Source organism: Caulobacter sp. FG7, assembly GCF_057808875.1.
The window spans coordinates 1-26,683 of record NZ_JBMDIW010000004.1 but is presented as its reverse complement, the minus strand read 5'-3'; the positions used below and the strand labels follow the sequence as shown (position 1 = coordinate 26,683).

Here is a 26,683-nt window from a genome sequence, read left to right as displayed (position 1 = left end):
CCTCACGAATCCGCACATTTCCGCACAATGCGGCGCCGCTCCGGGCGCGGCAAGCCCACCTCCGGACAAGCTGCACGGATCCCTCACGAAGATTGCAAATCCCGCCGCTCGCGGCGGCGCCGGCATGTGACCACAAGGGAGATCACCTGCTTTCGAGCCCCAAGGAGATCCGTCCATGTCCGCTCAAGACGTCGGCGCGCCCAAGCCCCGCGTCGCCTCCGGCGCCCGCCCCGCCCGGTGGTTTCTCATCCTCTGCGAAGCCTTCGCCCTGGGGCTGCTGCTGCTTGTGGCCCTGGCCGGAACCGGCCGCGCCGCAGAAACCGGCGAGCCTGCCTCTGGCGGCCTGATCATGCGCGCCAAGGGCGGCGACCAGGTGGTCGAGGCCGTGCGCCTGGGAACCGACATCGACATGACCGTCAGCGGCCTGACCGTGCGCGGTCGCGTCACCCAGGCCTTTCGCAACGACACCGGTCGCTGGGTCGAGGCCGTCTACGTCTATCCCCTGCCCCAGGACGGCGCGGTCGACACCCTGAAGATGGTGGTCGGCAAGAAGGTGATCGTCGGCGAGATCAAGAAGCGCGCCGAGGCCCAGGCCATCTACGACGCCGCGAAGGCGCAGGGAAAGAAGGCCGCCCTGGTCGAGCAGAACCGTCCCAACATGTTCACCAACGCCGTCGCCAACGTCGCGCCTGGCGAGACGGTGCTGGTGCAGATCGAGTACCAGGCCCCCGTCGCCGTCTCGGCCGGCGAGTATTCGCTGCGCATGCCGCTGGTGGTGGCCCCGCGCTACGCCTCGCCCGGAACGGCGCCGACGCCCGAGAGCCGCGCCGCGATCGTCGACCCCAAGGTCGCCGGCGCGATCAACCCGCTCACCCTGACCGTCCACCTGCGCGCGGGCTTCCCGCTGGGCGCGGCGGCCAGCGCCACCCACGCCGTCGACGTCCGCGACGAGAAGGGCGGCAAGGTCGTCACCCTGTCCAAGGGCCAGGTTCCGGCCGACCGCGACTTCGTGCTGACCTGGAAGCCCGTGCCGCTGGCCGCGCCCAGCGTCGCCCTGTTCCGCGAGAAGACCGCCGGCGCCCACTATGTGCTGGCCCAGGTCACCCCGCCGATCGCCGCCCGCGCCGGCCCGCCGCCGGCCCGCGACATCATCTTCGTCATCGACAATTCCGGCTCGATGGGCGGGGAGTCGATGCGCCAGGCAAAGGCCGGCCTGCTGTACGGCCTTTCGAACCTCAAGCCCGGCGACCGCTTCAACGTCGTGCGCTTCGACGACACCCTGACCGTGCTGTTCGAGGGCGCCGTCGCCGCCGACGCCGCCAACCTGGCCAAGGCTCGCAAGTTCGTCTCGGGGCTGGAAGCCACCGGCGGCACCGAGATGGTCCCGGCCATGGCCGCGGCCCTACGCGACGAAAATGGGCGCGATGAGAACGGCCGCGTGCGCCAGGTGGTGTTCATGACCGACGGCGCGATCGGCGACGAGCAGGGCCTGTTCGACACCATCGGCGCCGGTCGCGGCCGCTCGAAGGTGTTCATGGTCGGCATCGGTTCGGCCCCCAACAGCTACCTGATGACCCGCGCCGCCGAACTGGGCCGGGGAACCTTCACCCACATCGGCTCGACCGACGGGGTCGAGGAGGCCATGCGCGCCCTGTTCGACAAGCTGGAGAGCCCGGTGGCCACCAACCTCGTGGCCCGCTTCGAAGGCACGACTTCCGACGCCGCCCCGGCCGTTCTGCCCGATCTTTATCGCGGCGAGCCGGTCACCCTGGCCGCGCGAGTGGAAGACCTGGACGGCGTGCTGACGATCAGCGGCGTCATCGACGGCCGCCCCTGGCAGACCCGGATCCGCCTGCGCGACGCCGAGGCCGGCAAGGGGATCTCCAAGCTCTGGGCGCGCCGCAAGATCACCGACGCCGAGGTCGCCCGCAGCCTGGCCCAGATCACCGAGGACGAAGCCGACGCGCGGGTGCTGAAGCTGGGTCTCGACCACGGCCTGGTGACCAGCCAGACCAGCCTGGTGGCGGTCGACAAGAGCCCGTCCCGCCCCGCCGACGCCCCGCTGCTGCGCAGCGACCTGCCGCTGAACCTGCCGGCCGGCTGGGACTTCGACGCCCTGTTCAACCGCAAGGCCGCCGTGAGCGGGAGCGGCGACGCGCCGGCCGATCCCGAGCAGCAGATCGCGCAGCTGGACCTGCCGCAGACGGCCACCGATGCGCCGATGCTGATCCTGACGGGTCTTGGCCTGATGATCCTGGCGCTCGCCCTGGGCGCCGGCGGCTGGATGCTGGGCCGGCGGAGGAACGCGGCGTGAGCCGGCTGGCGACCATGCTGGGAGCCGCCCGCCGGCGGCTCCCCTTCCTGCTTCCGGCCCTGGCGGCCGGAAGCCTCGGGCTGGTGCTCTGCGGCCAGGGCCTTTGGATCCATGCCAAGGCCGCCCTGGCCCAGACGCTCTTGGAGCGGGCCTTCGACCAGAGCCTCCGCCAGGGCGGCGCGCCGGTGCGCCCCTGGAGCTGGGCCGACACCTGGCCCACGGCGCGCATCGTCTTCCCGCGCCAGGGCGAACAGGTCATCGCCCTGGACGGCGCCAGCGGCCAGGCCCTGGCCTTCGGCCCCGGCCACGTGGCCGGCACGCCCCGGGCCGGCGACCGCGGCACGGCCGTCTACGCCGCCCACCGCGACACCCACTTCGCCGTGCTGGCCAGGGTCAGGCCCGGCGACCCGATCCTGGTCGAACGCGCCGACGGCAAGGTCGCCCGCTTCGAGGTGGTCGGCGCGAAGATCGTGCGATGGGACGCCTCGGGCGTGGATCCCCGCGCGCCGGGACGGGGCCTGGTCCTGGCCACCTGCTGGCCGCTGGACGCCAAGGCCCGCGGACCGATGCGCTACGTGGTGATGGCCAAGCCCGTGGACGCAAGCTTGACCTTGTCCGACCTACAACATCGCAAAGGTATGACCACCTTGACACGATAGGCCTTACCTCGTAGCCGTTCACCCCTGTGACCGCTACCAGTCGTATCGCCGCGCAACGGCGGACGGCGGCGGTCGATGCGAAAAGCGCGAAAAGCCAAAAGCGCAGGGGAGTGAATGATGTCGTCCAGCCACCGCACGCGCGGAATCCGCCAGGTCCTGATCGGGGCCACTTGCCTGACCACCGCCCTCGTCGCCCTGCCGGCCCTGGCCCAGACGGCGCCCGCGCCGCAGGCCGCCGAGCCCGATGCGGTAGAGGAGGTCGTCGTCACCGGCTATCGCAAGAGCCTGGCCGACGCGACCAATGCGAAACGCGAAAGCGTCGCCTTCACCGACTCGGTCTTCGCCGAGGACATCGGCAAGTTCCCCGACCTCAACATCGCCGAGTCCCTCAACCGCATCCCCGGCGTCCAGCTGACCCGCGAGATCAACGGCGAGGGCCTGAACGTCACCATCCGCGGCCTGGGCACCAACTTCACCAAGATCCTGCTGAACGGCTCGCAGATCGCGGTGGCCTCGTCGGGCCGCACCGACAGCCAGAACCAGAACCGCGAGGTCGACCTCGACCTCTTCCCGACCGAGCTGTTCACCCGGCTGGACGTGCACAAGACCCCGACGGCCGGCATGGTCGAGGGCGGCGTCGCCGGCGTGGTCAACATGCGCAGCGCCCGCCCCTTCGACTATAAGGGAGGCGGCCAGCTGATCTATTCGCTGCAGGCCGGCAAGAACAACCAGGCCGACGACATCAGCCCGCGCGGCTCGCTGATCGCCTCGAAGACCTGGGAGACCCCGATCGGCGACTTTGGCCTCCTGGGCGGCGTCGCCATCGCCCGCACCAAGAGCACCACCACCGGCTTCGAAAGCGTCGGCTGGTCGAACGCCAACATGACCTGCACCGGCTGCAACGTCACCGGCGGCAACAACTTCAACTGGGCCTCCACCGTGCCGGCCGGCGTCGCCTCCAACGGCCTGACGCCGGGCCAGACCATCGACAACGCCCTGCTGGCCGCGCTGAACCCCGGCACGACGCTGCAGCAGCTGTCGGACGCCCAGCTGCCGCGTCTTGGCCGAGACTCCTGGTCGTCGGGCGAGCGCGACCGCGACTCCTACGTGCTGTCGGCCGAGTGGCGCCCCAACGACCAGCTGAACGTCTATTTCGACACCCTCTATTCCAAGGGCAGTCGCTCGTTCGAGCGCATCGACATGAACTGGGTGGTGCGCAACTCCAACTTCATGGTCCCGGTCGGCGTGAAGGTGAACGGCGAGGGCGTGGTCACCGAGGGCACGTTCCTGAACTCGCAGTTCTTCCTCGAGTACCGCCCCTACGAGGAGGACGTCGAGGTCCTGAACCTCAATCCCGGCTTCACCTGGCGCCCCAACGACTGGATCAAGCTGGACGGCCAGGTGAACTGGAGCCGCAGCGTCTTCTTCCGCGAGGCGCCGACGGTGCTGTTCAACACCCCGCTGAACTCGGGCCTGAACGTCACCTACGCCAACGGCGGCGGCGACTATCCGTCGATCAAGGCCAACAAGGACCTCAACGACCCGGCCCTGGGCTGGGTGTGGGCCGGCGGCCGCGTCAACGTGCAGGCCGAAAAGCGCGTCACCCAGACCAAGGGCGCCCATTTCGACCTGACGCTGGGCGACGACAAGGGGACCAACTTCAAGTTCGGCGTCGCCTATGACGACGTCGGCCGCACGATCACCGCGCTCGACAACTCCGCCCGCTGGCAGGCCTTCACCTGCGGCGGCGGCGGGGTGACGCCGCAGAGCCCGGTTCCCGCCCCCGTCCCGGCCTGCGACGGCCGCGCCGGCTCGGCCATCCCCCAGGCCAATCTCGCCAGCTACATCAAGCAGGGCCCGCTGGGCTTCATCACCTTGGACAAGGACCGGTTCTTCGCCGACAGCAACTATCAGGCCTTCCTCGACAGCGCCCAGTTCTCGGCCGCCGCGGCCACCGGCGCGGCCTCGGGCCTGATCCGCGAGAAGACCACCGGCGCCTATGTCGAGGTCAACGGCGCCACCCAGGTGCTGGACCGCGACCTGCGCTTCAACCTGGGGGCCCGCTACTATTCGACCGACCAGACGATCGAGGGCCCGCAGACGGTCAACGGCGTGCTGTCGTTCCTGTCGCGCACCAGCAACTACGACGGCCTGCTGCCTTCGTTCAACGTCGCCTGGAACCTGCGCGAGGACCTGATCCTGCGCGCCTCGGCCTCGCGCACCGTCACCCGCCCCAACCCCAGCGCCATGCTGCCGGGCACCACCTTCTCCGACCCCTCGGCCCAGCAGGCCAACCAGGGCAATCCGAACCTGCAGCCCTATACGTCCAACAACTTCGACATCGGCGGCGAGTGGTACACCGGCGGCGCCGGCTATATCGGCGTGGCCCTGTTCCGCAAGGAGCTGACCGGCTTCACCGTCAACGGGACCAACACCATCCCGTTCAGCCAGCTGGGCGTGCCCTTCGACCAGCTGACCAACCTGCAGCAGCAGGCGATCAACAACCGCGGCGGCCCGGCCGCGGCGACGGTCACCGTGCAGCAGCAGATCAACGCCGACGGCGTGCTGACCATCCTGGGCCAGGAAGTCACCTGGGTGCAGCCGCTGGACTTCCTGCTGGACGGCGCGGGCTTCACCGCCAACGCCACCCACGTGGAGCAGAACGCGCGCGGCAACGGAGCCCCGGCCCAGGCGGTCGGCATCTCGCCGTGGACCTACAACGTCACCGGCTACTACGAGAAGCACGGGGCCACGGTGCGGCTGTCCTACGTCTGGAACGACGCCCAGATCTCGTCGGGCCCGGGCCAGAACGGCATTCCGGTGGCCACCATCAACACCGACGCCCGGGGACAATGGGACCTGTCGGCCAGCTACCAGTTCGACAAGCTGCCGACCCAGCCGCGCGTCAGCCTCGACGTCATCAACATCACCGAGGAGGCCCAGCGCAGCCCGTTCCAGTGGGACAGCGCCGCCTACACCTACTACCAGCCCGGTCGCCAGATCATGCTCGGGATCCGCGGCAAGTTCTGACCACCTTCACATGTTTCGCGTGGCCGACCTTCCCAGCGCCATGCGGTTTTGGCGGCGCATCCTCCCCGGATGCGCCGCTTTTTTTGACCATCGTTCGCAAATGCGCTCTAGGTTGCGTCCATGGACTTCGAGCCCGGCCCGCCTTCCGAAACCCTGTCCGAACCGCCCAAGCGCCGTGGTCCCGGCCGTCCGCGCGACCCGGAGGTGGAAAAGCGCCTCAAGCGCGCGGCGCTGGAGGTGCTGGCCCAGCACGGCATGTCGGGCCTGACCCTTGAAAAGATCTGCGACAAGGCCGGCGCCCCGCGCGCCACCTTCTATCGCCGCTGGGCCACGCCGATGCAGGCGGTGGGCGAGGCCTTCAACGAGGCGTTCCTGTTCGAGACCCTGCCCGACACCGGCGACGTCGTCGCCGATCTCGTGGCGCTGGGCCAGGCGATGATCGACCTCTACAACGACCCGGTCGTCGGGCCCTGCATGAGTTTCCTGATCGCCGAGAGCCGCGTGCGGCCCGAACTGTTCCAGAACGGCCAGGAGGACTTCCAGCGCCGCCGGGCCTACAACCGCCAGGTCGTCGAGCGCGCCATCGCCCGCGGCGAGATCCCCGCCGACACCGACGCCGACCTGATTATCGACGCCCTCAGCGGCCTGGCCCTCAACAATCAGGCCACCCGCAGACCGCTGACGCCGCAGATGATGGAGTTCGTGGTGCGGCGGCTGCTGGGGCTCTGACCCCCTCCTGCCCTCCGGGCCACCTCCCCCAGAGGGGGAGGATCTAAACAACGCCACGCCAAGAAGATGCTCCCCCTCTGGGGGAGCTGTCGGCGAAGCCGACTGAGGGGGCTCTACGCCCTCTTGCAAACAAACCAACCAAGCGGTATCTTACACACCTCCCCACCCGAGGTCCCGCGTGTCCGTCCCCGCCTCCACCTACGCCTTCCTCGCCGGCGCTATCGCCGCCGAGGTGGCCGGCACCACCTTCCTGCAGAAGTCCGAGCAGTTCACGAAACTGCTGCCCAGCCTGGCCACCGCCGGCCTCTACACCCTGGCCTTCTTCCTGCTGTCGATCGCGCTCAAGCACATGCCGCTGGCCGTCGCCTACGCCATCTGGAGCGGGGTCGGGATCGTGCTGACCGCGATCATCGGCGCCGTGCTCTTCCGCCAGATGCTCGACCTGCCGGCGATAATCGGCATCGGCCTGATCGTCAGCGGCGTCGTCGTCGCCCAGCTCTTCTCGCGCACCCTGGGGCACGGATGAACACCACCGCCTACAACCGCCCCAAGCAGCCCGAGCAGGTGCGCCGCGCCCTGCTGGAAGCCGCCGTCGCGCTCGCCGAGGAACAGGGCCTTGGCGGCATCACCGTCCAGGCGGTGGCCGAACGCGCCGGCGTCACCAAGGGCGGGCTGTTCCATCACTTCGCCAATAAGCAGGCGCTGATCGACGCCGTCTTCGACTTCATGCTCGAGCAGATGGAGGAGGCGCTGGACCGCCTGATCGCCCAGGACGAGGGCGGCCACGGCTCGTTCACGCGCGCCTATGTGATCTCGACCTTCGAATGCTGCGACCAGGCGCTCAGCGGCCAGGCCCTGACCATCTCGATGGTCACCGACCCGGCGCTGCGCCGCCGCTGGCGGACCTGGATCGACGAGCGCCTCGTGCGCCACGCCGACACCGACGCCGACCCGCGCCTGGATGTCGTGCGCCTGGCGGCCGACGGCTACTGGTTCGCCCGCGTGCTGCACGACGGCGACCCGGGGGTCGAGTCCCCCGAAGCCCTGCAGGCGCGCCTGATCGCCATGACCCGGGAGGCTTGAGGATGGGCTTCTTCCGCACCCACTGGGCGCTGCTGGCGACGGAGACGACCGACGAGGCCCCGCCGGAACCGGTCACGCCCCAAGCCCCGCCGGCCGAGCCGCCACTGGAGACGCCGACGGCCGCCTGACCCGTTGCCACGGCGTCTCCGCCCTGCCTAAGCTCGACCGCGCCTCGGGGGGCAGACCATGATCAATCCGACGCTGCGAGCGGGCCTCAGCCTGCTGTTCTTTCCCGATGGAAAGATCGATCGCAGAACCTTCACGGCCGCCATCCTTCCCGTCTACGCGGCCTGGTACGGTTATTGGCTTCTGCTTGGCGCCGTCGACGCCGAAGGCACGGCGTTCCTGCTGAACAAGATCGGGCTGGTCTACGGATTGCTGGCCTATATCGGCTTCTGCCTGCACCTGAAGCGCCTGAACGACGCCCGCTGGACGCCCGCCATTCTGGCCTTCGCCTACGCCGGCGCCGCGGCCGCGCCGTTCGTCGGCATGGGGTTTGGCCTCTCCTGGGCGTCCGAAGCGCTGAAGGGCCAACCGTCGATGGAGAATCTGAACTATCCCATCGTCACCGCCGAAATGCTGTTCAAGGGCGCGATCGCCGGAACGAAGGCCGCGGCCGTCCTCTGGCCGCTCTTGAGCTTGGCGCTCGCCCTGCCGCCGTCACGCGCGCCGGCCGCCCCCAGCCCCGATGCGCGCAGCCAACCGGCTCGACACCTGATCTAGCCGCCCGCAACAACAGCTTGCCGGAGCAGAGATCCGTGAAGGTCATGTTCTCGGCGGCCTTGATGCGCCAGGCGCCGCCGCGCTCGACCAGCACCGCCATCCGCAGCGCCTCCACCTCATGGCCCCTGGCCGGATGGGCCAAGTTCGTCGTCCGGTTCGAGCAGAAATGCACCGCCGCCACGCCCAGCGCATCAGGGGCGTGCGCCAATAATCGGCTCGACTTTCGCGAGACCGTCGCGCCAAGCTGCCACCAACAAGTCAGCCCGCTGGAAACGCCCGTTGTCGCTACGCCCGTCCACTCTCCTGGCCCCTCTGGCCGTGCTGTTCTCGCCAGCGGGCCACATCGGCCGCCGAACTTTCGCGCTGAGCATCCTGGCCGTCTATGCGCTGTGGTACGGCTATGCCCCGCTGATCAGCCTGCTGTCGGCGACGGTGCTGCCGTCACGGACGGCCAGTTCCCTCTATCTGCCGCTCCTGATGGTGCTGAGCTATGTCAGCCTGTGTCTGCACATGAAGCGGCTCGGCGATGCGCGCCGGGGCCTGTCCAGCTTCGGGATCATGTGCGCGGTCAGCTTCGCCGCGCCGGTGGTGGCGACTATCGCCGCGCTGGCGCATGCGGCCCTGGCGTTGAAGGGCCAGCCGACGGCCGGGAACCTGAACTATCCCATCATCGGCGGATTGTTGCTGTTCAAATGGGTGGCGCCGGTCCTGGTGCTGGTCGCGATCAGTTGGCCGCTATACAGCCTGTGGGTGGGCCTTGCGCCCTCCAGCCGCGCGCCTTGGAAAGAAGTCCTCGCCCAGGCGCAGGCGGCCGAAGCCGCCTGAGGCGCGCTAGAACAGCACGCCCTTCTCCAGCATGCCGTGCACGCCCTTTTCGCCATTGACCGTCTGGGTGACGCGGAAGTCCACCGCCAGCGAGCAGAACTGATAGGCCTGCACGCGGGTCAGGGCCGAGCGGGCGCAGATGAAGTCGATCATGCCGCGCAGGGCCTGCTTCATGGCCAGGTCCAGGTCCTCGTTGAAGCCCATGACGATGTAGTGGGTCGGCGTCTCGGCGCGCGGCCAGGTCGCGACGCCCACGTCGGCGGTCTTGTGCAGGATGAAGCTGAAGGTCCCGGTCAGGCCCATCTCCAGGGCGTTGACGCAGACCTCGCCGTCCCCCTGGCGTCCGTGGCCGTCGCCGGCCGAGAAGTTGGCGCCCGGAACCCAGACCGGCAGGAACAGCGTCGCGCCCGCGCCCAGCTCCTTGTTGTCCATGTTGCCGCCGTGCTCGCGGGGCTCGCGGCTGGACAGGCGGCCGTACCTGGCCGGCGGGGCCACGCCCATGGTGCCGAAGAACGGACGCAACGGCAGCTGCGGTCCCCACTCCGGCTTGCAGACCCCGCGTGTCTTGTCGACGGCGATGTGGCTGACATAGCGGTCGGGGAAGTCCTCGGGGATCGTGCCCGCCAGCGGCCGCACCGCGCAATAACCCCAGTCGTTGTTGGGCTCCACCGCCTCGATGCGCACCTCCAGGGTGTCGCCCGGTTCGGCCCCGGCGATGGCCACCGGCCCGGTGAGGATGTGCGGCCCGATCCGGTCGAGCCTGGCGTCGTGGATCGCCTGCAGGGCTGGCGGAATGGTCAGCCAGGACTCCGGCCCCGGCATCACCTCGGGCCCGCCGGACACGCAGTCGAAGGTGACGCTGTCGCCCGGCTGGATGGTCAGGACCGGATCGAAGGCCGCGTCGAAGATGCCGAAGCGGACGGTTTCCGGAGTGGAGGCGAGGTGGTGATGCATGGCGAAGCGGGGACCGAAGGCTTGAAACAGCCTCCACTCTCCGGCCGCGCCGCCGCCGGCGCGAAGCCCGCGCCGCCCCTTGCGGCGATGCTTTGCGAAACCTGCCTCCGCTCTGGGCGCCGGCTGCACCGAGGTCGCGCATTCGGCAGGCGATCGCCTCAGCTTAAGCGCTTGAAAAACCCGCGCTGGCGGCGTTATCGTCAGCTGGCTATGAAGTATTCAATTACTTCCTAGCGTGAGTGACTTCCCATGTCGGGCGGCGATCTGTCGGCCTTCCAAAACCTCACCGACGCCAAGGTCGCCGCCTATCTGGATCGCCGCAGCGCCGAGCTTGGCCTGCCCGTTCCCGAAAGCTGCCGCGCCGGCGTCGCCGAGAACCTCGCCCTGCTGCGCGACCAGACGGCCCTGTTCGCGGGCCTGACGGATCCGTCCTCGGCCGTGGAGGTGTTCGAGCCATGAGCTTCGACACCGTCCAAAGCCTTGGCCGCGCGCTGCGCGAGGGCCGCACCACCGCCCGCCAGATCGCCCAGCGCGCACTGGCCGCCGCCAGGGCCGAGCCGTTCAACGCCTTCACCGCCGTCTTCGAGGCCGAGGCCCTGGCCCAGGCCGATGCGGTGGACGCCGCCTTCGCCGCCGGCGTCGACCTGGGCCCGCTGGCCGGCGCGCCCTTTGCGGTCAAGAACCTGTTCGACGTGGCCGGCCACGTCACCCTGGCCGGCTCCAAGATCCGCCGCGACGCCGCTCCCGCCATCGCCGACGCCACCGCCGTAGCCCGGCTGAAGGCGGCCGGCGCGGTGCTGGTCGGGGCGTTGAACATGGACGAGTTCGCCTACGGCTTCGTCACCGAGAACGCCCACGACGGCCCTACCCGCAACCCGCACGACCCGGCCCGCATCGCCGGCGGCTCGTCGGGCGGCTCGGCCGCGGCCGTCTCCGGCGGGATCGTTCCCCTGACCCTTGGCTCGGACACCAACGGATCGATCCGCATTCCCGCCAGCCTGTGCGGCGTGTTCGGGATGAAGCCGACCCTGGGCCGGCTGTCGCGAGCCGGGACCTTCCCCTTCGTCCATAGCCTGGACCACATCGGCCCGTTCGCGCGCACGGCCGCCGACCTCGCCGCGGCCTACGACGCCCTGCAGGGGCCCGACCCGCGCGACGACCTGTCGCCGCCGGTCGCCGACCCGCTGTCGGGGCGCCTGGACGCCCTGGCCGACCGACCCCTGCGCGTGGGCGTGCTGGGCGGCTGGTTTCAGCAAGGCGCCTTCCCCGAGGTGGTCGAGGCGCTGGAGATCGTCGCCGACGCCCTGCAGGCCCGCCGCGACGTCGAGCTTCCCGGCGCCCAGGCCGCCCGCGCCGCCGCTTTCGCCATGAGCGCCTCGGAAGGCGGCCATCTGCATTTCGACGACCTGGCCGCCCGCGCCCTCGACTACGACCCGGCCGTGCGCGACCGGCTGCTGGCCGGCGCCCTGCTGCCGGACGAGGTCGCCGACGCCGCCCGCCGCTATCGCCCCGTGTTCCGCGACGCGGCCCGCAAGCTGTTCGAGGACTTCGACCTGCTGCTGGCGCCCGTCGCCCCCTGCCCGGCCCCGCCGATCGGCCAGGCGACCATGGAACTGGCCGGCGCGCAGGTTTCGGTGCGCAAGACCCTGGGCGCCTACACCCAGCCGATCAGCTATATCGGCCTGCCGGTCGTGGCCGCGCCGGTGAACCGCCCCGGCAAGGCGCCCGTCGGCGTGCAATTGATCGCGCCGGCCTGGCGCGAGGACCTGGCCTTCGCCGCAGCCCTGCGCCTCGAGCGCGCCGGGGTGATCGCCGCCCATCGCCCACCGGAGTTCAAAGGATGATCGTCAACGACCCCGAGGTGCTGGCGCAGGTGACCGCCGCCGTCGACGCCTATGAGACGGCCCTGATGACCAACGACGTCGAGGCGCTGGACGGCTTCTTCCGCGACGCCCCCGAGACCGTCCGCTACGGCGTGGCCGAGAACCTCTACGGCTTCGAAGAGATCGCCGCCTTTCGAATCGGACGGGCCGGCGGCTCGCCGCTGCGCGAGCGCCTGCGGACCGAAATCACCACTTTTGGGCGTGATTTCGCGATCGCCAACGTCGAATTCCTCAGAACCGGGGCAAAACAGCCCGGCCGCCAGAGCCAGACCTGGCTGCGCACCGAAAACGGCTGGAAAATCGTGTCGGCGCACGTTTCGCTGCTTCAGGGGGGCGCCGACCAACGCCTTGCGCAGTAAGCGAAAGACGTTCCGACCAAGGACAATAAGTAAGTATGTCCTGACTTATGACCTAGTTTTGGGCGCCCTTGTCGCAGCGTGGTCAAATAGTGACAGCCCCTGAACAAACTTCACGGAGTCGATACCGAGTCGTCATCAAGCCTTTTGATTTCGGCGACGCCATTGTGCATTGCACCCCGCAACCGGCTCCTCCACCGGTGTTCGAAGGGGATTTCGACATGACCAATCAAGCCAAGCTGCGCTCGGGCGCCGCGTTCGGCGCTCTCCTGCTGGCCGCCGCCGTCGCGGCCCCGGCCTTCGCCCAAGAGACGCCGGTCGCCCTCGACGACGTGATCGTCACCGCCCAGAAGCGCTCGGAAAACATCCAGGACGTGCCGGTCTCCGTCGCCGCCGTCTCGGGCGAGAAGCTGGCTTCGATCTTCGCCGCGGGTGAAGACGTTCTGGCCCTGTCGAGCCGCGTCCCCGGCCTCTACATCGAAAGCTCCAACGGCCGCGCCGCCCCGCGCTTCTACATCCGCGGCCTGGGCAACGCCGACTTCGACCTGGCCGCCTCGCAGCCGGTGTCGGTAATCATGGACGACGTCGTCCTCGAGAACGTCGTGCTCAAAAGCTCGCCCGTCTATGACGTCGAGCAGGTCGAAGTGCTGCGCGGCCCGCAAGGCACGCTGTTCGGCCGCAACACCACCGCCGGCATCGTCAAGTTCGACACGGTGAAGCCCAGCGAAGACTTCCGCGCCAACGGTGCGGCCACCTACGGCTCGTACGGCTCGGCCACCTTCGAAGGCGGCGTCGGCGGCGCCATCGTCCCGGGCAAGCTGGCCGTCCGCGCCTCGGCCCTGTACCAGCACCGCGACGACTACATCGACAACAGCTTCACCGGCGTGAAGGACGCGCTGGGCGGCTACAACGAAAAGGCCGCTCGCCTCCAGATCCTGGCCACCCCGACCGAGGACACCTCGATCCTGGCCATCGCCCACACCCGTTCGCTGGACGGCACCGCGGCGGTCTTCCGCGCCAACATCCTCACGGCCGGCAGCAACAAGATCAATTCGAACTTCGACCGCGACAAGGTCAGCTACAACGGCGGCGCCAACAACCCGCAGGAGTACGACTCGACCGGCGTCTCGCTGAAGATCGACCACGATTTCGGCGGCGTGAAGCTGACCTCGATCAGCGCCTATGAAACCGCCAAGGGCCGCAGCCGCGGCGACATCGACGGCGGCGTGGCCGGCGTCGGCCCGGGCTTCATCCCGTTCGACTCCGACACCCAGGACTCCATCGGCGACCTCGACCAGGTCACCCAGGAAATCCGCCTGGCCAGCGACACCGACGGCAAGCTGGCCTGGCAAGTCGGCGCCTACTACTTCAAGTCGGCCTTCACCGTCTCGACCAACCCGTTCTTCGTCGCGCCCAGCACCCTGGAGCACAAGAACACCTCGTGGGCCGTGTTCGGCCAGGGCACCTACCAGGTCACCGACGCCCTGAAGGTCACCGCCGGCGTCCGCTGGACCGACGACGACAAGGACATGGAAGTCCTGTCCTCGCCGTTCGGCGCATCGGCCCCGGTGTCGGTCTCCGACAGCCAGGCCAGCTGGGACCTGTCGGCCTTCTACGCCGTCAACGACGACGTCAGCGTCTACGGCAAGGTGGCCCGCGGCTTCCGCGGTCCGTCGATCCAGGGCCGCGACATCGCCTTCGGCAGCCCGGCCTCGGTCGCCCAGTCGGAAACCATCCTGTCGTGGGAAGCCGGCGTTAAGAGCGAGCTGTTCGAGCGTCGCGTCCGCCTGAACGGCGCGGTGTTCACCTACACCATCGACGACCCGCAGTTCAGCGCGGTCGGCGGCGGCAGCAACTCCAACCGCCTGATTAACGCCAAGAAGGGCGAGGCCTACGGCGTCGAACTCGACGGCGAGTGGAAGGTGACCTCGAACCTGCTGGTCACCGCCGGCTACAGCTACAGCCACACCAAGATCAAGGACTCGGGCCTTGCCGTGGCCGTCTGCGCCCAGTGCACCGTGACCGACCCGCTGAACAGCGCCGGCCAGGCCCTGGTCAACGGCAATCCGTTCCCGAACGCGCCGGAATACATCCTGAACTTCGGCGCCCGCTACAACGTGCCGGTCGGCGCCAATGGCGAACTCTTCGCCGAAACCGACTGGTTCCGTCAGGGCTACACGAACCTCTTCCTCTACGAGAGCAAGGAGTTCAACAGCAAGGACACCTTCGAAGGCGGCCTGAAGCTGGGCTACGCCCGCACCGACGGCGCGTACGAAGTGGCCGTGTTCGCCCGCAACATCACCAACGAGGTGAACCTGCGCGGCGGCATCGACTTCAACAACCTGACCGGCTTCGTCAACGAGCCGCGCGTGGTCGGCATCTCGCTGAGCGCCCGCCGCTAAGCGAACCAAAGCTTGAAGCAAACGGCGGCCCGGGCGTTGAAAAACGCCCGGGCCGTTGTCGTTTTGACATGCCCGCGCCGTCACGGACGGCTAAGGTCGTCGGCTTTCCCGGCCTCCCGCCGGATCCGCAGACAAGAAGACCGATGACGACCAAGATCATCTTCGACACCGATCCCGGCATCGACGACGCCATGGCCCTGCTGTTCATCGAGGCCAGCCCGGCGCTCGACCTGGTGGCCGTGACGACCGTGTTCGGCAACGCCGACATCGACACCACCACCCGCAACGCCCTCTATCTGAAGCAGCGCTTCGGCCTCACCGCCCCGATCTACAAGGGTACGGACAAGCCGCTGGTGCGCCCGCGCAACCCCTCGCCCACCTTCGTGCACGGCGAGAACGGCCTGGGCGACGTCGAACTGACCGGCCTGGTCGCCGCCGAGCCGGAAGCCAAGCCGGCCTACCAGGCGATCATCGACATCGCCCGCGCCAATCCCGGCGAGATCACCCTGGTCGCCGTCGGTCCGCTGACCAACCTGGCCCTGGCCCTCGAAGCCGATCCGGAAGTGGCCACCCTGCTCAAGGGCGTGGTGATCATGGGCGGCGCCTTCGCCGTCGCCGGCAAGCCGGGCAACGTCACCCCCGTCGCCGAAGCCAACATCTGGAATGACCCGGAAGCGGCCGATCGCGTCTTCACCGCCCCCTGGCACGTCGCCGTCGTCGGCCTGGACGTCACCACCCAGGTGATCATGACGCCCGACTTCATGGAGGCGCTGGAAGCCTCGGCCGGTCCGGCCGGCCAGTTCCTCAACGCCATCTCCAAGCCCTATGCGGCCTTCTACGGTGGCCGTGACGGCATCGTCGGCTGCTGCGTCCACGACGCCGCCGCCGTGGCCTATGTCATCGACGAGAGCCTGTTCGAGGTGCGCCGCGGCTCGGTCCGCGTGGTCACCGAGGGCATCGCGCTTGGCCAGACCCTGCAGAAGGTGGAAGGCGAGCTCTTCGGCCCGTCCGCCTGGGACGACCAGCCGATCCACAGCGCGGCGATCGCCGTGGACGCCGAACGCCTGCTGGCGCTCTATGCGCGGACGATGAACGGGGTCGTGGGGTAGGCATAAAGATCCTCCCCCTGAAGGGGGAGGTGTCGCCGAAGGCGACGGAGGGGGAAGTTGCTTCCGCCTCCGCAAACCCTTCCCCCTCCGACCGCTTCGCGGCCACCTCCCCCTTCGGGGGGAGGATCCTGGGGGACGACCCTCGCCTACTTCCTGTACCGCTCCACACCCGCCAGATACGTCCGGGCCACCACCCGGTCGTCGCCCAGCACGGTCAGCGCGAACAGCCGGTCCTCCAGCCCCTTGGCCGCCTGCAACCGGCGCGCCAGCAGCGGCGTCGCGGCGAGGTCCAGCACCAGGAAATCGGCCTCCTTGCCGGGGGCGAGGTTGCCGATACGGTCGTCCAGATCCAGCGCCCGCGCCCCGCCCAGGGTGGCCAGGTAGAAGGCATGGAAGGGATCCAGCGCCTGCCCGCGCAGCTGGCCCACCTTGTAGGCCTCGCCCAGGGTGTGGAGGATCGAAAAGGTCGTACCGGCTCCGACGTCGGTGCCGATGCCTACCTTCACTCCATGCTGGCAGGCGGTCGGCAGCGGAAAGAGGCCCGAGCCGAGGAACAGGTTCGAGGTCGGGCAGAACGACACCGCCGCGTCCTTGGCCGCCAGCCGCTGGAACGCCTCGCCCTGCAAGTGGACGCAGTGGGCGAAGACCGAACGCTTCTGCACCAGACCGAACCGCTCGTAGACATCCAGATAGTCGCTCGCGCCGGGGAACAGCTCGGCGGTCTCGACGATCTCGCGCGGGTTCTCCGACAGGTGGGTCTGCATCCACACGCCGGGATTTTCGGCTAGCACCTGGCCGGCCATCTCCAGCTGGGCGTCGGTGCAGCTGATGGCGAAGCGCGGGGTGACCGCGTAGCCGAGACGCCCCTTGCCGTGCCAGTCGGCGATCAGGGCCTGCATGTCGGCCCGCGCCCCCTCGGCCGTGTCGGTCAGGCCCGGCGGAGCGTTGCGGTCCATCAGCGCCTTGCCGGCGATCAGCCGCATGTCGCGCGAGAGGGCCTCGGCGAACAGGGCGTCGACCGAGCCCTTGTGCACCGAGCCGAACACCAGGGCCGTGGTGGTGCCGTTGCGCAGCAGTTCGTCGACGAAGAAGGTCGCCGTCTCGCGGGCGTGCTGCGGGTCGGCGAAGGCCGCCTCGGCCGGGAAGGTGTGCTGCTCCAGCCAGTCGAGCAGCTGCGCGCCATGGGCGGCGACGATGTCGACCTGCGGGAAGTGGATGTGGGTGTCGACGAAGCCCGGCGTGATCCAGTGACCCGAGAGGTCCTCGACCGGAACATCGGCATGAGCCGGCGCCAGCGCGGTGTAGTCGCCGCACGCGACCACCCGGCCCTCGCTGACGACCAGCAGGCCGTCTTCGTGGAAGGCCACGGCCTCCCCATTCTCCGTCGGATCTCCGGTGAGGTGGAGGATCGACGCCCTATACGCTTGCACGAAGCCCCTCGTCGTTACTGGCCTGGGCGGCTTCCAGCCGCATCAAGAGGTCGGCGGCCACGGAAACCGCGATCACTTCGGGCGCCTTGCTCTTCAGGCCTGCCAGGCCGATCGGGCAGGTCAGGCGGTTCAAGGCCAGTTCGGAAAAGCCGTCGTCGCGCAGGCGGTGCATGAACCGCGCCCGCTTGGTCTTCGAGCCGATCAGGCCGAGATAGGCAAAGCCGCCGCCGGCCAGCCCCGCCGAGGTCAGGGCGTAGTCCAGGGCGTGGTCGTGGGTCAGGACGAGGCCATAGGCCTGCGGCGTCGCGCCCATGGCCAGGGCCGCCAGCTCGGCCGGCTCGCGCACGACGACGCCGGGGATCTCCGCCGCCTCGGGCCGGCTGTCGTACCAGAATAGCTTGAACGGCAGAGGCGCGAAGGCCCGGGCGATCGCCTGGCCCACGTGGCCGGCCCCGAACAGCAGCAGCGGCCGGCGCGGCGCTTCGCTGCGCTCGACCAGCTCGTCGCCGAGCTCCGGGCGCGCCCCACGCGCGGCGGCGGGCGCCCCGCCCAGGCGGACGGCCGGCGGATCGCCGTCCAGCGCCGCTATGGGCGCGATCGTCTTGGTCAGCAGGCCCGGATCGAAGCGCGTGCGCAGCTCGAACGGCTGGTCGGCGTCCATCCGGCGTGCAGCCTCGGTCAGCCAGTCGCGGCTGGCCGCCTCGACCCGTTCGATCATCAGCCGCACCCGGCCGCCGCAGCACTGGGCCAGCAGCGGCCCCAGCGGATAGTCCTGGATGGCGAAGGCGGCCTGCGAGCCGATCAGCATCCGCCGCGCCTGGTTGGTCGCCTGATGCTCCAGATTGCCGCCGCCGATCGTACCCGACTGGCCGCCCTCCCAGACCACCATCTTGGTCCCCGCCTCACGCGGCGCCGAGGCCTCGGTGGCCAGCACGGTGACGAGCGCCGCGTTGTCGTTGGCGTCGAGGCGCGACAGCGCCGCGCGGGCCCAGTTCTTGTGGGTGGAGATCATGGCGCGCGCTCAAGACCCCTCTCCCATGGGGAGAGGGAGGGGCCCGCCGCGAAGCGGTGGGAGGGTGAGGGAGTAAGACGGCTGAAGGTGTAACCCCTCACCCTCCCACGCCTGGCGGCGTGGGCCCCTCCCTCCCCCTCTGGGAGAGGGGCGAGAACGGTCCCCTCACGCATCGGCGGCCCGCCTCCGCACATCCTCGACCGCCATCAGCACCGCCTCCGGCGTCGCCGGCGCATCGAGGTTCGGCATCACCTTGTGATCCCCCACGGAAGCCACCGCCCGGGTGATCGCGCTGAACACCGAGATCGCCAGCATCAGCGGCGGCTCGCCCACGGCCTTGGAGCGATGCACCGTCGGCTCGGCGTTGCGGCCGGGCTCCCAGAGCTTGACGTTCAGTACGCGCGGCCGGTCGCCGGCCGTCGGGATCTTGTAGGTCGAGGGGGCGTGGGTCTTCAGCACGCCCTTGGCGTCGTAGACCAGCTCCTCGGTGGTCAGCCAGCCCATGCCCTGGATGAAGCCGCCCTCCACCTGGCCAAGATCGATGGCCGGGTTCAGCGAGCGGCCCACGTCGTGCAGGATGTCGGCGCGCAGCACCTTGGTCTCGCCGGTCAGGGTGTCGATCACCACCTCGCTGCAGGCCGCGCCATAGGCGAAGTAGTAGAACGGCCGCCCGCGATGGGTCTTGCGGTCGTAGGTGATCTTGGGCGTGGCGTAGAAGCCGGTGGCCGACAGCGAGATCCGCGCGAGATAGGCTTGCTTGCAGAAGTCCGGGAAGCTCACCGTCTCGCCGCCGATCCGCACGCCGTCGGGGGTGAAGGCCACCTGCGAGGGATCCACGCCCCACTTCTCGGCCGCGAACGCGACCAGGCGCCCCTTCAGCTTGCCCGCCGCATCCAGCACCGCCATGCCGTTGAGGTCGGCCCCCGACGAGGCCGCCGTGGCCGAGGTGTTGGGCACCTTGTCGGTGGTGGTCGAGGTGATCTTCACCCGGTCGAGCGGCACCTGGAACGCCTCGGCGGCCACCTGGGCGACCTTGATATAGAGCCCCTGCCCCATCTCGGTGCCGCCGTGGTTCAGCATGATCGAACCGTCGGCATAGATGTGGATCAGCGCGCCGGCCTGATTGAGGTGCGTGGTCGTGAACGACACCCCGAACTTCACCGGCGTCAGGGCCAGGCCCTTCTTCAGGATCGGATTGGCGGCGTTGAACGCCTCGACCGCCCGCTGCCGGGCCTCGTAGTCGCACGAGCGCGCCAGCTCTTCGATCAGCTCCGGCGCGACGTTGTCTTCCACCACCTGGTAGTAGGGCGTCAGGTTGCGGCCCCCTCCTTGGCCATGGGCGCCATAGAGGTTGCGCCGGCGCACCTCCAGCGGGTCCAGCCCCAGGCTTTGCGCCACCGCGTCCATCACCCGCTCGATCGCCGCCATGCCCTGCGGCCCGCCGAACCCTCGGAAGGCGGTGTTGGAGACGGTGTGGGTGCGATAGCGGTGCGAGACGATCTCGACCGCCGGCAGATAGTAGGCGTTGTCGGCGTGGAACATCGCCCGGTCGTTGATGGCCGGCGAAAGATCCGTCGTCGCCCCGCAGCGTGAGGCCAGTTCCAGCCGGATCCCTTCCAGCCGCCCCTCGTCGTCGAAGCCGACGTCGTAGCCGACCTCGAAGTCATGCCGCTTGCCGGTCATGACCATGTCCTCGTCGCGGTCGGGGCGGCACTTGGCTGGGCGGCCGGTCTTGACCGCCGCCAGCGCCGCGGCCGCCGCGAACAGCGAGGCCTGCGTCTCCTTGCCGCCGAAGCCGCCACCCATCCGGCGCACCTCCACCGTCACGGCGTGGTCGGGACGGCCCAGCACGCGGGCGATCAGGTGCTGCACCTCGGTCGGATGCTGGGTCGAGCACCAGACGTGGACGTCGCCCTCCTCGCGCGGGGTGGCCAGCGAGGCCTGGCCCTCGAGATAGAAGTGGTCCTGGCCGCCGATCGCGAACCGGCCTCGAACCCGATTTGGCGAGGCGGCGATAGCCGCCTCGGCGTCGCCGCGCGCCATGCGCTGGCTGGCCTCGATCTTCAGATCCAGCGCCTCGGCCTGCCCGATCGTGATCGCCGCCGGCAGGTCCCCATACTCGACCACGGCCTTGGCCGCGGCCGCGCGGGCGGCGGCGATCGAGGTGGCGGCCACCGCGAACAGGCTCTGGCCGACGTAAATGACCTCGCCGTCGGCGAACAGTCGGTCGTCGTGGATCACCGGGCTGACGTCGTTCTCGCCGGGAATGTCGTCGGCGGTCAGCACCCGCACCACGCCGGGCGAGGCGCGCACCGCCGACAGGTCCATCGACACGATGCGCGCATGGGCCCGCGTGCTCATGCCCAGGTGCACGTGCAGCATCCCGGCCGGCTCGGGCAGGTCGTCGACATAGACCGCCGTGCCCGTCACATGGCGCAGGGCGCTGTCGTGCGGAACCGAGGCGTGCACGCCCTGGAACGGAGTGACTTTCAGAGACGCCCCGGAATCAGCCATGGGCCGCCTCCGCCAGCACGCTGGTCGCCACGCCGGGCTGGGCGCTCTCGATAAAGGCGCGGAGCAGCAGGTTGCGCGCCGTCGTCGCACGATAGGCGGCCGAGGCCCGCATATCCGACAGCGGCGAGTAGTCCTCGTCCAGCCTGGCGGCGGCGGCCTCGACGCTCTCGCGCGTCCAGGGCGAACCGATCAATGCCGCCTCGCAGGCGTCGGCCCGCTTGGGCGTGCCGGCCATGCCGCCGAAGGCCACGCGCGCGTCGATCACCACGCCGTCGACCACGGTGATGGCGAAGGCGGCGCAGACGGCCGAGATGTCCTGGTCGAAGCGCTTGGACAGCTTGTAGACCTTGAAGATCTGGCCCGCCGGGCCGCGCGGCACGATCACCGCCTCGACGAACTCGCCCGGCTGGCGGTCCTGCTTGCCGTAGGCGACGAAGAAGTCTTCCAGCGGAATCTCGCGCAGCTGCTCGCCCCGGCGCAGCACCAGCCGCGCGCCCAGCGCGATCAGGGCCGGCGGCATGTCGCCGATCGGCGAGCCGTTGGCGATGTTGCCGCCGATCGTGCCGCTGTTGCGCACCTGGGTCGACCCCAGGCGCCGCATCATGTCGGAAAGGCCCGGATAGCGGGCGCTGAGGGTCTCGATGGCCTCGACATAGCGCACGCCCGCGCCGATCCGCAAAGCGTCGCCCACCCGGCCGATGGTCTTCAGTTCGGGTACGCGGCCAATGTCGATCAGGGTCTGTGGCGGCTTGCGCAGCTTGGTCACCCACAGGCCGACATCCGTGGCCCCGGCCACGAAGGCGGCGTCGGGATTGGCCTCGGCGGCGGCGGCAAGTTCGGCCAGGCTCCGCGGGGCCAGCCAGCGGCGGGTGACGCCGCGCACCGGATCCTCGTGAGCCAGGGTCAGCATGGCCTGGCGCTGGATCGCCTTCAGCGGCGCGGCCACGTCGGGCGCAGGCTCGCGCACCACCTCGCGGGCGGCGTCCAGGATCGGGCCATAGCCGGTGCAGCGGCAGAGGTTCCCCGCCAGCACGTCCTCGACCGGCGCGCCCGCCCCGCAGGCGCCGACGGCCCGGCCGTAAAGCGACATGACGATGCCGGGCGTGCAGAACCCGCATTGCGAGCCATGCTTGTCGATCATCGCCTGCTGCACGGAATGCGGCTTGCCCGCACATCCCGCCACAGTCTGGGTCGACAGGCTCTCGACGGTCATCACCGCCTTGCCGTCCAGCATCGGCAGCAGCTGGATACAGGCGTTGACCGCCCGCCAGCTGACCGGGTCCAGGTCGTCGCCCGTGGTCAGCTCGCCCACCAGCACGGTGCACGAGCCGCAGTCGCCCTCGGCGCAGCCTTCCTTGGTTCCGGTCCGCCGTAGCGGTCCGCGCAGGTGCTCCAGCAGGGTGGTCGTGGGGTCGACGCCCGCGGCCTCCTGCACCTGGCCGTCCAGCAGGAAACGGATGGTCCCGCCCATCTCAGCTGCCCCGGTAGGTGGAATAGCCGAACGGCGACACCAGCAGCGGCACGTGGTGGTGCTGGCTCGGATCGGCCACGGAAAAGTCGATCGTCACCACGTCGAGGAACGGCGGGTCCGAGACCTTGGCCCCGCTGGCGGCGAAATAGGCGGCGACCTCGAACTCCAGCCGATAGCCGCCGACCTTCAGGGCCTCGCCCTCGACCAGCCGCGCGCGACCATCGGCGTCGGTGAGCGTCGCCAGCAGCAGCACCGGCGGCCCCTCGATCCGGCGCAGCACGCGCACCGCCACGCCGGCGGCCGGCCGCCCGGCGGCGGTGTCGAGGATATGGGTCGTCAGGCCGCTCATCGCTCTTGCTTCCTCGCGCCCTGCGGTGTGGTGGTCATCATACGCTCTTTCGCCTTCCCCCGAAGGCTGGAACCGCCCGCGCCGGCTGTCCAGCGTCGCTGCGATCGCGCCGGCCTCGCGAGCCTCCCAGGCCGCCAGTTCGCCCAGCCACGCGGCGCCCCGCGCCCGCCGATTGAGCGTATATAAGTCTTTTATTACTTACCAGCGCTCGACCGCAGGTCGTCGAAAGCCGCCGGACCGACGCGCCCAGGCCGCAGAATCGCAAAAAATGGGCCCCGGACGCTGCGTAAGGTTGGAAATGCGCGGCCAACCCCGGTAGCTACACGCCCAGACGGACCGCGAGCGTTCCCTCCCCCGAGACGAGCGCGAAAAGACGGCCCGCTTTCACAGCGCTGCGCAGAACACCCGCGAAGGATCGACGATGGACGAGGATTTCCGTAAAGCCGCCCTGGACTACCACCGGCTGCCGCGGCCCGGAAAACTGCAGATCGAGGCCACCAAGCGGATGGCCACCCAGCGCGACCTCGCCCTGGCCTATTCCCCCGGCGTCGCCGCCCCCTGCGTGGCCATCGCCGAAAATGCCGATCTGGCCCGCGACTACACCGCCCGCGGCAACCTGGTGGCCGTGATCTCCAACGGCACCGCCGTGCTGGGCCTGGGCGACATCGGCCCGCTGGCCTCCAAGCCGGTGATGGAGGGCAAGGCCGTCCTCTTCAAGAAGTTCGCCGGCATCGACGTCTTCGACATCGAAGTCGACGCCAAGGATCCCGACCGCTTCATCGAGGTGGTGGCCGCGCTCGAGCCCACCTTCGGCGGCATCAACCTGGAAGACATCAAGGCCCCCGAGTGCTTCGTCATCGAGCGCGCCCTGCGCGAGCGGATGAACATCCCGGTCTTCCACGACGACCAGCACGGCACCGCCATCGTCTGCGCCGCCGCCGTCCGCAACGCCCTGCTCGTCCAGGGCAAGCAGCTGAAGGACGTCAAGCTGGTGACCTCGGGCGCCGGCGCCGCCGCGCTCGCCTGCGTCGACCTGCTGGTCTCGATGGGCCTGCCGGTCGAGAACGTCACCCTCACCGACATCAAGGGCGTGGTCCACGCCGGCCGTGATCCGGACATGCCCGAGAACATGGCCCGCTACGCCCGTCCGACCGACGCGCGCACCCTGCCCGACGTGCTGCCCGGCGCCGACATCTTCCTGGGCCTGTCGGCCCCGCGCGTCTTCAAGCAGGAGTGGCTGCCCCTGCTGGCCGAAAAGCCGCTGATCCTGGCCATGGCCAACCCGGATCCGGAGATCCTGCCCGAACTGGTGCAGGCCGCCCGCCCGGACGCCATCATGGCCACCGGCCGCAGCGACTATCCCAACCAGGTCAACAACGTCCTTTGCTTCCCGTTCATCTTCCGCGGCGCGCTCGACGTCGGCGCCTCGGAGATCAACGAGGCGATGAAGGTGGCGGCCGTCGAGGCCATCGCCGAGCTCGCCCGCGCCGAGGCCAGTGAGGTAGTCGCCTCGGCCTATGGCGGCGCCGCGCCGATGTTCGGCGCCCAATACATCATCCCCAAGCCCTTCGATCCGCGTCTGATCCTGCAGATCGCCCCGGCCGTGGCCCGCGCGGCCATGGACTCAGGCGTGGCCACCCGCCCGATCGAGGACTTCGACGCCTACCGCGCCGAGCTGGAGCTGTTCGTCTACCGCTCGGGCCAGCTGATGCGCCCGGTGTTCGAGCGCGCCCGCAAGGCCACCAAGGCCGCCAAGGTCCGCGTCGCCTACGCCGAGGCCGAGGACGAGCGCGTTCTGCGCGCCGTGCAGACCGTGGTCGACGACGGCCTGGCCGCGCCGGTGCTGATCGGCCGCCGCGACGTCATCAAGGCCAAGGTCGCCGAGATGGGCCTGCGCCTGGACCTGGGCGGCTCGGTCGAGATCCTCGACCCGCTGGCCGACCACGAGGTGTTCGAGCCGATCGTCGGCCAGTACCAGACCCTGGTCGGGCGCCGGGGCGTCCCGCCGCTGGCCGCCAAGCGCCGGGTCGAGGGCCGTCGCACCGTCGCCGCCTCAATGCTGCTGCAGACCGGCCAGGTCGACGCGGCCCTGGTGGGCGGCAGCGGCGACTGGTGGCAGCACATGACCTACGTGCTGCCGATCATTCCCAAGCGCGAGAACGTCGGCCGGGTCTACGCCATGTCGTCGCTGATCCTCGACAACGGCACGCTGTTCTTCTGCGACACCCACGTCAATGTCGAGCCGACCGCCGAGCAGATCGCCGAGATGACCCTGCTGGCCGCCGAGTCGGTGCGCCGCTTCGGCCTGACGCCTAAAGCGGCGTTGCTCTCGCACTCCTCGTTCGGCGCTTCCAACTCGCCGACCGCCCGCAAGATGCGCGAGGCCCTGTCGATGGTGCGGGCCGCCGCGCCGGAGCTCGAGGTCGACGGCGAGATGCACGCCGACGCCGCCCTCTCCCAGGCCCTGCGCGACCGCCTGGTGGGGGACAGCACCCTGAAGGGTTCGGCCAACCTGCTGGTCATGCCGACCCTGGACGCGGCCAATATCAGCCTGACCCTGCTGACGGCCGCCACCGAAGCCCTGCTGGTCGGTCCGATCCTGCTGGGCATGAGCCGGCCGGTGCACGTGCTGACCCCCAGCGTCACTGCCCGGGGCATCGTCAACATGACCGCCCTGGCCGTGAACCAGGCCGCCGCCGAGCGCGCCGCGGCTCAAGGCCTCTGACCCCTCCTCCCCGGCGGCCTCAGGTCGCCGGGGACTTCAGAACGCGAAAAGGCCCCGCCGGAGCCTCCAGCCATCCCAGTGGATGACGGAGGCCCCAGCGGGGCCTTCTTGCATTCAGGCTTCAGGCGTCGATCGCGCGGATCGACGCCGATCGAAGCTTAGAGGATGCGCAGGTTGCCGGCCGAGGTCTTGCCCGAGCGGCGGTCTTGCTCGAGTTCGTAGCCGACTTGCTGGCCTTCGTTCAGGCCGCGCAGGCCGGCGCGCTCGACGGCCGAGATGTGCACGAAGATGTCGCCACCGCCGTTGTCCGGCTGGATGAAGCCGAAGCCCTTGGTGCTGTTGAACCACTTCACGACGCCCGTGCCGGCTTCGCCGGTGCCGCCACCGCCGCCGCCGCCACCGTAGCCGCCGCCGCGCGGGGCGTCGAAGCTGCGTTGCGGACGACGCGGAGCGCCGCCGGCCGGAGCGGCGCCGTGGCCGGTCACACGCAGGTTGCCGGCCGAGGTCTTGCCCGAGCGGCGGTCCTCTTCCAGCTCATAAGCCACTTGATCGCCTTCGTTCAGGCCCGACAGGCCCGAACGTTCAACCGCGGCGATGTGGACGAACACGTCCTGGCCGCCGTCCTCGGGCTGAATGAAGCCAAAGCCCTTGGCCGGGTTGAACCACTTAACGACACCGTTCGCCATCTTATCCTCAAAACCTCAATCGACGGGCCAATTGCCGGCCCGCGTCCTTCCACAGCAACTCATGACGCAAAACTGCGGCACGCGCTATGGCCTTTGCACGGAGAATATCGACGGGAAGCGGCCGCAGGCCATAAAAATTCGCGCGCGAAGGCCCGCCTGTCGCCAAAATACCACTATGGGTGGTAAATTTGAACGTGAAAAAAGGCCGATACAGACCGTATCGACCTTGCGTGCGCCTGCGGAAAGTTTGGGTGCGGGGACAGGATTTGAACCTGTGACCTTCAGGTTATGAGCCTGACGAGCTACCGGGCTGCTCCACCCCGCGGCAGGGGTATTGATCGTGAGGGAGGGTTCTGGACTTGTTGTTCTTTGCTGGATGCATCCTTTTAGCGGACCTGGCGGCGACCTACTCTCCCGCGCCTTGAGACG

At 69.4% G+C, this 26,683-nt stretch carries 22 protein-coding genes, 1 tRNA gene and 1 pseudogene; 15 read left to right on the top strand and 9 right to left on the bottom strand.

The window, feature by feature from the left end; all coding sequences use genetic code 11:
* Positions 1 to 175: 175 nt before the first annotated feature.
* The 9 genes from ACODR1_RS04400 (at position 176) to ACODR1_RS04360 (ending at position 9,363) form a co-directional block, all read left to right on the top strand.
* A complete protein-coding gene (locus ACODR1_RS04400; protein ID WP_488879358.1) occupies positions 176 to 2,314 on the top strand; it encodes a marine proteobacterial sortase target protein in 2,139 nt (712 codons plus the stop codon).
* Complete coding sequence (locus tag ACODR1_RS04395; RefSeq protein ID WP_488879357.1) at positions 2,311 to 2,973, top strand: class GN sortase; 663 nt, start codon at positions 2,311 to 2,313, stop codon at positions 2,971 to 2,973. Before ACODR1_RS04400 ends, ACODR1_RS04395 begins: the two co-directional genes overlap by 4 nt.
* Before the next feature lie 117 nt (positions 2,974 to 3,090).
* Positions 3,091 to 6,003 carry a TonB-dependent receptor gene (locus ACODR1_RS04390; protein ID WP_488879356.1) on the top strand — a complete coding sequence of 971 codons (2,913 nt, stop codon included), beginning with the start codon at positions 3,091 to 3,093 and terminating at the stop codon, positions 6,001 to 6,003.
* A gap of 120 nt (positions 6,004 to 6,123) precedes the next feature.
* Positions 6,124 to 6,732 carry a TetR/AcrR family transcriptional regulator gene (locus ACODR1_RS04385; RefSeq protein ID WP_488879355.1) on the top strand — a complete coding sequence of 203 codons (609 nt, stop codon included), beginning with the start codon at positions 6,124 to 6,126 and terminating at the stop codon, positions 6,730 to 6,732.
* A 178-nt stretch (positions 6,733 to 6,910) separates the two neighbouring features.
* On the top strand, positions 6,911 to 7,258 hold the full coding sequence (locus tag ACODR1_RS04380) for a DMT family transporter (protein WP_488879354.1): 348 nt from the start codon (positions 6,911 to 6,913) through the stop codon (positions 7,256 to 7,258).
* On the top strand, positions 7,255 to 7,815 hold the full coding sequence (locus tag ACODR1_RS04375) for a TetR/AcrR family transcriptional regulator (protein ID WP_488879353.1): 561 nt from the start codon (positions 7,255 to 7,257) through the stop codon (positions 7,813 to 7,815). Before ACODR1_RS04380 ends, ACODR1_RS04375 begins: the two co-directional genes overlap by 4 nt.
* 2 nt (positions 7,816 to 7,817) lie before the next feature.
* Positions 7,818 to 7,943 carry a hypothetical protein gene (locus tag ACODR1_RS04370; RefSeq protein WP_488879352.1) on the top strand — a complete coding sequence of 42 codons (126 nt, stop codon included), beginning with the start codon at positions 7,818 to 7,820 and terminating at the stop codon, positions 7,941 to 7,943.
* Positions 7,944 to 8,001: 58 nt separating this feature from the next.
* Positions 8,002 to 8,538, top strand: coding sequence for a hypothetical protein (locus ACODR1_RS04365; protein WP_488879351.1), 537 nt, complete (start codon positions 8,002 to 8,004; stop codon positions 8,536 to 8,538).
* Between the two features lie 279 nt (positions 8,539 to 8,817).
* Positions 8,818 to 9,363, top strand: a complete 546-nt coding sequence (locus ACODR1_RS04360) for a hypothetical protein (RefSeq protein WP_488879350.1) — start codon at positions 8,818 to 8,820, stop codon at positions 9,361 to 9,363.
* Positions 9,364 to 9,369: 6 nt separating this feature from the next.
* On the opposite strand, the gene ACODR1_RS04355 is transcribed toward ACODR1_RS04360, so the two are convergent.
* Entirely contained in the window at positions 9,370 to 10,317 is a 948-nt protein-coding gene (locus tag ACODR1_RS04355) for an acetamidase/formamidase family protein (RefSeq protein ID WP_488879349.1), read from the bottom strand.
* 249 nt (positions 10,318 to 10,566) lie between these two features.
* On the opposite strand from ACODR1_RS04355, the gene ACODR1_RS04350 reads away from it, so the two are divergent.
* The 5 genes from ACODR1_RS04350 (at position 10,567) to ACODR1_RS04330 (ending at position 16,067) form a co-directional block, all read left to right on the top strand.
* Positions 10,567 to 10,776, top strand: a complete 210-nt coding sequence (locus ACODR1_RS04350) for an AtzG-like protein (protein ID WP_488879348.1) — start codon at positions 10,567 to 10,569, stop codon at positions 10,774 to 10,776.
* Positions 10,773 to 12,161, top strand: a complete 1,389-nt coding sequence (locus tag ACODR1_RS04345; RefSeq protein WP_488879347.1) for an AtzE family amidohydrolase — start codon at positions 10,773 to 10,775, stop codon at positions 12,159 to 12,161. Before ACODR1_RS04350 ends, ACODR1_RS04345 begins: the two co-directional genes overlap by 4 nt.
* A complete protein-coding gene (gene hpxZ / locus ACODR1_RS04340) occupies positions 12,158 to 12,559 on the top strand; it encodes an oxalurate catabolism protein HpxZ (RefSeq protein WP_488879346.1) in 402 nt (133 codons plus the stop codon). Before ACODR1_RS04345 ends, hpxZ begins: the two co-directional genes overlap by 4 nt.
* Before the next feature lie 218 nt (positions 12,560 to 12,777).
* Positions 12,778 to 14,958 carry a TonB-dependent receptor gene (locus ACODR1_RS04335; protein WP_488879345.1) on the top strand — a complete coding sequence of 727 codons (2,181 nt, stop codon included), beginning with the start codon at positions 12,778 to 12,780 and terminating at the stop codon, positions 14,956 to 14,958.
* Between the two features lie 143 nt (positions 14,959 to 15,101).
* The gene (locus ACODR1_RS04330; RefSeq protein WP_488879344.1) at positions 15,102 to 16,067 is read left to right on the top strand and encodes a nucleoside hydrolase; all 966 of its coding nucleotides are present in this window, start codon (positions 15,102 to 15,104) and stop codon (positions 16,065 to 16,067) included.
* 146 nt (positions 16,068 to 16,213) lie between these two features.
* On the opposite strand, the gene guaD is transcribed toward ACODR1_RS04330, so the two are convergent.
* From guaD to uraH, 5 genes are all read right to left on the bottom strand, one after another.
* Complete coding sequence (guaD, locus tag ACODR1_RS04325; RefSeq protein WP_488879343.1) at positions 16,214 to 17,497, bottom strand: guanine deaminase; 1,284 nt, start codon at positions 17,495 to 17,497, stop codon at positions 16,214 to 16,216.
* Entirely contained in the window at positions 17,484 to 18,509 is a 1,026-nt protein-coding gene (gene xdhC, locus ACODR1_RS04320) for a xanthine dehydrogenase accessory protein XdhC (RefSeq protein WP_488879342.1), read from the bottom strand. Before xdhC ends, guaD begins: the two co-directional genes overlap by 14 nt.
* A gap of 165 nt (positions 18,510 to 18,674) precedes the next feature.
* Positions 18,675 to 21,023: a xanthine dehydrogenase molybdopterin binding subunit gene (gene xdhB, locus ACODR1_RS04315; RefSeq protein ID WP_488879341.1), complete on the bottom strand. Its 2,349-nt coding sequence runs from the start codon at positions 21,021 to 21,023 to the stop codon at positions 18,675 to 18,677.
* Positions 21,016 to 22,494 (bottom strand): xanthine dehydrogenase small subunit, encoded by a 1,479-nt coding sequence (xdhA, locus tag ACODR1_RS04310; protein ID WP_488879340.1) that lies wholly within the window; start codon positions 22,492 to 22,494, stop codon positions 21,016 to 21,018. Before xdhA ends, xdhB begins: the two co-directional genes overlap by 8 nt.
* A gap of 1 nt (position 22,495) precedes the next feature.
* Positions 22,496 to 22,843: a hydroxyisourate hydrolase gene (gene uraH, locus ACODR1_RS04305; protein WP_488879339.1), complete on the bottom strand. Its 348-nt coding sequence runs from the start codon at positions 22,841 to 22,843 to the stop codon at positions 22,496 to 22,498.
* Between the two features lie 421 nt (positions 22,844 to 23,264).
* Between uraH and ACODR1_RS04300 the strand changes: the two genes are divergently transcribed.
* Positions 23,265 to 25,568: an NADP-dependent malic enzyme gene (locus ACODR1_RS04300; protein ID WP_488879338.1), complete on the top strand. Its 2,304-nt coding sequence runs from the start codon at positions 23,265 to 23,267 to the stop codon at positions 25,566 to 25,568.
* A 158-nt stretch (positions 25,569 to 25,726) separates the two neighbouring features.
* Here ACODR1_RS04300 and ACODR1_RS04295 read toward each other — a convergent pair whose 3' ends face one another.
* The 3 genes and pseudogenes from ACODR1_RS04295 to ACODR1_RS04285 form a co-directional block, all read right to left on the bottom strand.
* On the bottom strand, positions 25,727 to 25,921 hold the full coding sequence (locus tag ACODR1_RS04295; protein ID WP_233245359.1) for a cold-shock protein: 195 nt from the start codon (positions 25,919 to 25,921) through the stop codon (positions 25,727 to 25,729).
* A gap of 129 nt (positions 25,922 to 26,050) precedes the next feature.
* A pseudogene (locus tag ACODR1_RS04290) lies at positions 26,051 to 26,254 on the bottom strand (cold-shock protein); the annotation flags it as partial.
* A 248-nt stretch (positions 26,255 to 26,502) separates the two neighbouring features.
* Positions 26,503 to 26,579 (bottom strand) — tRNA-Met (locus ACODR1_RS04285).
* Positions 26,580 to 26,683: the final 104 nt, after the last annotated feature.